Raw genomic sequence first — 6,711 nt, 5'->3', positions numbered from 1 at the left:
AGCACCAAGTTCCCAGGTAGCGGAGACACCCTCCTACCCTGCCGCCATTCTCCAGCACAAAGCTCCGGGGTAGCCGGGTCACCCCACCCACCCTTCACAAAAGAGGACACCGAAAAACCTGGGGAGGCCAGGGAAAAATTTTTTGCCAGATTGCCTAAAATTTTTCTCCTGCGACCCCTGAAAAATATATCATGCCCCCGAATAAGTATGAATATAAATGACAAGGATAGATATCCACTTTTTACCGATGCAGAGTTTGGTTAAAATGTATTGACTTACCGGTCGACCCTTCGGTATAATAGGGTTCGAGACGTGGGAAAAACAGGTGGAGGAGGATAATTGCCACCTGTACAGGCGGTTTGAAACCAAATCTGCCAAAGAATTAACCGGATGACAAAAATTTCATAAGTTTTGCAGGAGAAACTGCAGACAACGTAGAATAATATGCAAGAATATGGCAAATTTTGCTGTTTTTTATTTCGGTGTTCTAAAGGTATCAACCTTTAGCAATATTGGGTTCACATATACCTATTGAAGGGGGTGTTGCCCGAAAGAGTTAAGAGTGCTTGCTGTTTAAAAAGGCAGTAAAGAGGAGAAACAAAAAATACTAAAAAAAGGGGGATTTTAAGAGAATGAAGAAGTTCAAAAGAATTATCGCGCTCGTAACCGTAGCAATGTTCGTTCTGAGCTTCGCTGCTCCGGCTATAGCTAAGACAACAACCGAAGCTGTAGACAGGCTGAACGCTCTGGGCATTGTAGTAGGTTACGGTGACGGCTCCTTCAAGCCTGAGCAAAACATTACTCGGGCTGAATATGCAGCAATAGTAGTGCAGGCGTTGGGCCTGGGCAAAGCTGCAGAGTACGTAAAAGGTAACACCAAGTTCAAGGATGTTAAAGCTGATCACTGGGCTTCCGGTATCATTAACATCGCAGTAGACCAAAATATTCTTGCTGGCTACCCGGATGGAACTTTTAAGCCAGAGAAAAACGTAACTTACAATGAAGCCATCACTATGGTTGTTCGTATGCTGGGTTACTATCAAGCCATTAAAAACCCTGTATACCCGACTTCCTTCATTGCTAAAGCATCTGAATTAAACCTGCTTGATAACATGGTTATCAGCGATTATAATGCTCCTGCAACTAGAGGTAACGTATTTATGCTTGCTGATGACGCTCTTGATACCCGTATGTGGGGTCTTCTGGAGACCAACGACAAAGGCGAGCAAACTTACGGCAAATTGAAGACTCTCCTTGAAGAGAAACTGAAAGTAGTAGAATACAAAGACAGGCAGCTTGTAGGCGTATCCGTAGCTGCAAGCGCCATTGAGAACAACGAAGCTGTTCTTGCTAATCTTTATGATAATGCTAGAACAACTTACGATGTAAAAGGTCAGCAAGGCCGTCTGTTCCAGTATTTTGGACAGAAAGTAAAGGCTTATATCAACGACAAAGACGAATTAATTGCGGTTAAATCCGACGAAAGCTCTATATTTACTGACAAGGTTAAAAAGATTGAAGGCAGCACTGTTTACTTCTACAACAACGACAAGAAAGACCTTGCTACTGGAGCAATTTTATTCCCGAACTACAGTGCAACAACTGTAGATGCTGCAAGTAACCTCAAAGTAGGCGACTATGCAACCTTTATACTCGATGGCAATAACAAGATATACAAGGTTGTAAGGAGCCAGTTCGATAATCTGGGTATCGTAGATACTATAGCAGAGAAGAAGATTGAATTTAATGATGACACCGAAGATGTACCCAATAAGGTAGATGTTTCTAATGTCGATGCCAAGTATGTTCAGGTATTCCGCAACGGCGCTGTTGCAACCCTGAGCGATGTAAAACAAGGCGACGTAGTTGCTTACTACAAAGATAGTTCTGACCACACTCTGGTACTTGCAACTGATGCTACTGTAAAAGGAAAACTGAACTCCGCTTCTGCAACTGCAGTTGGTAGTGATTACTTCTATAAACTGGTTGTCGGCGACAAGACTGTATACAGTCCTGTTGGTAAACTTCAGTACTCCACCGATGGTGGTAAAACCTTCGACTACGTAGCTAGCATCGATGATGTTAACGATGACCTGGTAGGTCAGGAAGTAACTGTTAAACTTGACCCCAACGGTGAAGCTATATATGTAATTGCAGGCGAAGCTGCTGGCTCCGGTAATAAGTTAGATGTTCTCGTAAGGAACATTACGACTAAGACCGATGCTGCTGCTAATACTGCTACAGATGTAGGTTATATCCGTGTAACCAAGCAAGATGGAACCATGGCTGTTTACGAAATTGACAACGATGATTACACAATCAACGGCAATGCTACTACTGCTACAATTGACCTGGATGACAGCAATGGAACATCTGCTGTTGACGTTAAACCTAAAGATTTTGTAACTATTACTTTGAATTCTGCAGGTAAAGTAAGTAAGATAGAAAAAGCCAATACTGATGACCTGTATGTTTTCGATACCGCTAAGCTTCCTGCAGACCGCGTTGACGAAGACAACAAGGTACTTTATGGCGACAACGGTACCACTAAAGGAGCTCTGTTGGTAACTGAAAACACCACGTTCCTGAATGTTGATACTTACGGCGATACAGTAAACGAATCCTACATTGATAAGACTACAAAATCTTCTTGGGCTTCCGCTAAGGGTGACCTAAATGACGACACTGCCATCACTACTAAACACTCTGGGAATACTACTGTTCAAGGAGTAACCAGGATGTGGGCTGATGGTAAGAAACTGAGATTCGTATTTATCGACGACGACCTCACCATTTCCAGCGACCTGAAATACGGTGTAACCTTCGGTGGTAAGTACGGTATCGGTGGCGGCGATTATGCTGTTAAGATGTGGACACCTGCCGACGGTGAAGCTAAGCAATACACCTTAGATTCCAGCGTTGGTACTATCTACGGTGACAGCGTATATACCTTCAAGTTAACTGCTGATAACAAGATTAAGGATGCAACCAAGCTTAGTGCTAATGTAACTGGAGTTACAGTTGCTAAGGTTGAGACTATCGATGACAACGTTGTAATTACTGCTTATGTTGATGCTGACAACGACGGTGTACAAGATACTAATGAAAGCAGTGTTCAGTACCTGGCTAAGAAAGCTACCGTCAAGTACTTTGACATCAGCAGCGGTACTATGAAGACCATTACAAGCATCGGTAAGGGTGATGTAATCGACCTGTATGACTTCCTGAACAAGGATGGAGACGTTAAGACTCCGACCGATGATATGTATGACTTCATCATTAAAAAGGATTCTAACTAATTATAGTTAGACACTGGAAGGGGTACCCGTGTGGGTACTCCTTCTTTTTTGTCGCATATGCAGGAACAGCCAATTAATTGGTAGAACATATAACAAGCAAATTCTTAGGAGAAGGAGAATTGGTTGTGGTGAGAAAAAAGGGATTTCACCTAAATAAGTCCAAACTTGAGACTTTGACTCTGGCTACGCTGGGGCTGCTCCTTTTTGTTGCGCCATTCTTTAGGGGATTATACTTTACAAAGGATATGCTTTATGCTCAGGTTTATATTGGCTTGGCTACCTTTGGGTTTGTTATTTTTGCCATAAAAGAAGGGGTACATAGAAGGTTTTTTCCGGTAGGGCTTATCGACTGGGGGGTATTTGTTTTAATAGTTGCTTATTTTGCTTCATTAGCTACAGCGCTCAAGCCAGGAGAAGCTTTAATAAGTGCATTTAAGATGTTGTCCTTTGGGTTAGTTTACTTTATAATTTCTAGGGTTATTAAGAGCAGAGAGAAAATAATTCTTTTTGGCTTAATTATTTACCTCAGTGGTGTTATTGTCGCTTTGATTGGGATAGGAGCTTATAGCGGATGGTGGAGTTTTAAGGATGCTGTGTTTCAAAGCAGGATTTGCTCTACTCTGCAGTATCCAAATGCATTAGGAGCGTACCTTAGTAGTATACTTATATTGGGATACTTTTTAAACATCCAAACAGAGAAACCCATTTTAAAGGCCTTAACCAGTGCAGGAAATGTAATTCTTTTAATGACATTTATTGGTACCCAGTCCCGAGGCGCGATGCTCATTTTTCCTGTGGCTGTAATTATCTGGTTGTTGGGTCTAAAAAAGAGGTATCGTCACCAGGGCTGGTTCACTGTAGCTATCAATTTAGTTATTTCCCTAATCTTTAGCATATTATTCTTTGCGGAAAACCAATTAGGTGCAATAACTTCGGTGGTATTGCTGTTTATAGGGATAACTGCGGGCTTTTCGGCACCGTACTTGCTCGAAAAATATAAAGAAAGGTATGCAGGACTACTTCAAAATAAAAAGAAAGCGCTCCAAGCTTTAGGCCTAATGGGGGTTATTTTAATTGCTGTGGTTCTTTTCACACAATTGGATGCCAGAGGAATTTTTGCTAGGTTTACATCTGAAGGGGGCATATCAAGCAGCCGCAACTTAATTGAGAGAGAATACTTCTATAAAGACGCTCTGAAAATAGTTAGCGATTATCCATTACTCGGCGTTGGTGGAGGCGGGTGGGAGAGCATTTATCATAAATACCAAAGTTATTGGTACTTGACTAGACATGTGCACAATTATTATTTACAAACCATAGTAGAAACCGGCGTAGTTGGATTGGCAGGAGTCTTAATTCTTTTTGCGGGACTGGCTGCTGCCACTTACCGAACAATAAATGTGAAGGAACTGTCGGAAGGCTATTATCTGTTATTTTGGAGTCTGGTCTGCATTTTGTTGCCGCTTCTTATTCATAATGTTATTGATGTTAATATGGCCTTTGGATCTATAGCCTTAACATTTTGGACACTAATCGCATTTTTGCGCGGTGTGAGTTACGAATTTTTAGGTTTTAAAAGGCCTAATAACATGGCACTGGCAAAATCGGTTACGGTTTTTCTGGGTGTGGGGGCACTGGCTGTTTCCATAATAAGCGTTCTGGTTTTGACCGGGATTAATCTAGACAATAAGGCAACTAGATTGGTAAATAAAAAAGATTTTGTTGGCGCGGAAAAACAGTTAATAAGGGCCAGAAGTGTAGATCCACTCTCGGCAATAAATGCTGCTCATTTGGCTCAGGTTAACTATGTCTTAGCAGGTATAAATGGTGTTGACTTACCACGGTTACAAAAAGCATTAACTTATATAAACGAAGCTACCAGACTAGACAAAGGTAATACGGAACTATTGACTATAAAAGCAAATATAATTTTTGATATTGGAGACTATGAAAAAGGATTACAGGTTCTGGAAGAGGCCATCGGACTGGCCCCTTGGAACAGCGAATTATATGAGCGTATAGCCTATTTTTATCTGGAGGGAGGCAAATACTACCTTAATGGAGGAGATAAACAAAAAGCAGAAAAATTTTTCAAACAGGTAATTGCAATACCTGATAGGATAAAAAGTCAAAAGGCAAAGTTGACCCCGGAGATACAAAAACTCTGGGTAAACGGACCGGTCATCGATATTAATCAGCAGGTCCAAGAGTACGTCAAAGAGGCCCAGGCTCTTTTTATAAAATTGACGGTACCAAAAACTAACAAGCCAAAAAAGAAGGAATTTTAAGCACTCGAATAGAAAAAGTTTAGCACTTTAGTAGAAAATGTAGATGTATATTCTTATACAAGGGGTTGTTGAAATGCTGGAGAAAATAAAAGTGCATAAGAAACCCATTACTGCAATTTGTGCAGCAATTGTTCTCCTAGTTACCTTCATTATATTGGACCAACAAGAGGTAACTCACAATGGCGCTGTTGCAAAGGTGAATGATACATACATAACTAAAGCTGATTTCGACAAACAGTATAATATGATACTTAACTATTACCAGAATACAGCCAGGAAACTTTCCGACAAAGAAAAAAATGGGCTGAAACAGGAAGTCTTGGTACAACTGATTGATAAAGCCATAATTCTTGAGGAAGCAAAAAAGCAAGGGATTTCAGTATCTGATCAAGAAGTAGATAAACTCCTGCAGGAAAAAATAAAAAAACCTAGATTTAAAGAGACACTGGAAGCAACAAAAATGTCTGTGGATGACTATAGAGACAAAATAAAATATGAACAGATCAGGGCAAAACTATACCAAAGTATAACGAAAAATTATAGTTATGTTGATAAGCCTATAGAGTTTACTAAGTACTTAAATGAAAAGAAGAAAAAGGCTAAAATTGATATTTATGAAAAATTCGAATAAAAAAGTCTACAATTAATCTGACCGGGCAAAATACCGGTCTATTTTTATAAGCAAAAATACTGAATCTATGTGGATGCTTCGTTATGTTAAACAGGAAAAATAAACACATTTTATGTCGATATTTGTTGAACGATTTGTTTGGTTTCTAAAAGGAATTTGTTCTTTTCAGACAGTAATATATAAATGAATTTCGAAAGGTGTTAGCGGTCAATAAAAATACAGCATTTTCGGCCACCAAAAATACAGCAATTGACCACCTTTAAAATTGGAAATTATTTTACGTGTTCAGTATTGTTTATCGGTGTTTTAACCTGTAGCTATCAGCGGTTATATTAAACAGCTCGCATTTATACATTAACCGGTCCAGCATGGCTGATGTGATGACCGGGTCTCCCAGGAATTCTCTCCATTCCTCAAAGCCTTTGTTGGATGTAATGATGATGGAGGTTTGCTGGTATAGCTTGTTTATCAGGCCAAAAAGCATATTGGCTTC

At 40.1% G+C, this 6,711-nt stretch carries 4 protein-coding genes; 3 read left to right on the top strand and 1 reads right to left on the bottom strand.

All coding sequences use genetic code 11. The annotated features are described in order from the left end of the window. Nucleotides 1-632 precede the first annotated feature (632 nt). From Tfer_RS15470 to Tfer_RS15460, 3 genes are all read left to right on the top strand, one after another. Entirely contained in the window at nucleotides 633-3,299 is a 2,667-nt protein-coding gene (locus Tfer_RS15470; protein ID WP_052219171.1) for an S-layer homology domain-containing protein, read from the top strand. Nucleotides 3,300-3,967: 668 nt separating this feature from the next. Further along, a complete protein-coding gene (locus tag Tfer_RS15465; RefSeq protein WP_160315579.1) occupies nucleotides 3,968-5,587 on the top strand; it encodes an O-antigen ligase family protein in 1,620 nt (539 codons plus the stop codon). A gap of 73 nt (nucleotides 5,588-5,660) precedes the next feature. Beyond that, nucleotides 5,661-6,218, top strand: coding sequence for a SurA N-terminal domain-containing protein (locus Tfer_RS15460; RefSeq protein WP_052219169.1), 558 nt, complete (start codon nucleotides 5,661-5,663; stop codon nucleotides 6,216-6,218). A 295-nt stretch (nucleotides 6,219-6,513) separates the two neighbouring features. Here the strand turns inward: Tfer_RS15460 and Tfer_RS15455 are convergent. Next, the coding region (locus Tfer_RS15455; protein ID WP_160315578.1) for an ATP-binding protein at nucleotides 6,514-6,711 on the bottom strand (198 nt) is incomplete at its 5' end.

The organism is Thermincola ferriacetica (assembly GCF_001263415.1).
Taxonomy (GTDB): Bacteria; Bacillota; Thermincolia; order Thermincolales; family Thermincolaceae; genus Thermincola; species Thermincola ferriacetica.
This window is presented reverse-complemented; position numbering and strand designations above follow the sequence as displayed.

Coding starts and splice junctions, on each gene's coding strand:
- Tfer_RS15470 (WP_052219171.1), top strand. CDS start 633: ATGAAGAAGTTCAAAAGAATTATCGCGCTCGTAACCGTAGCAATGTTC.
- Tfer_RS15460 (WP_052219169.1), top strand. CDS start 5,661: ATGCTGGAGAAAATAAAAGTGCATAAGAAACCCATTACTGCAATTTGT.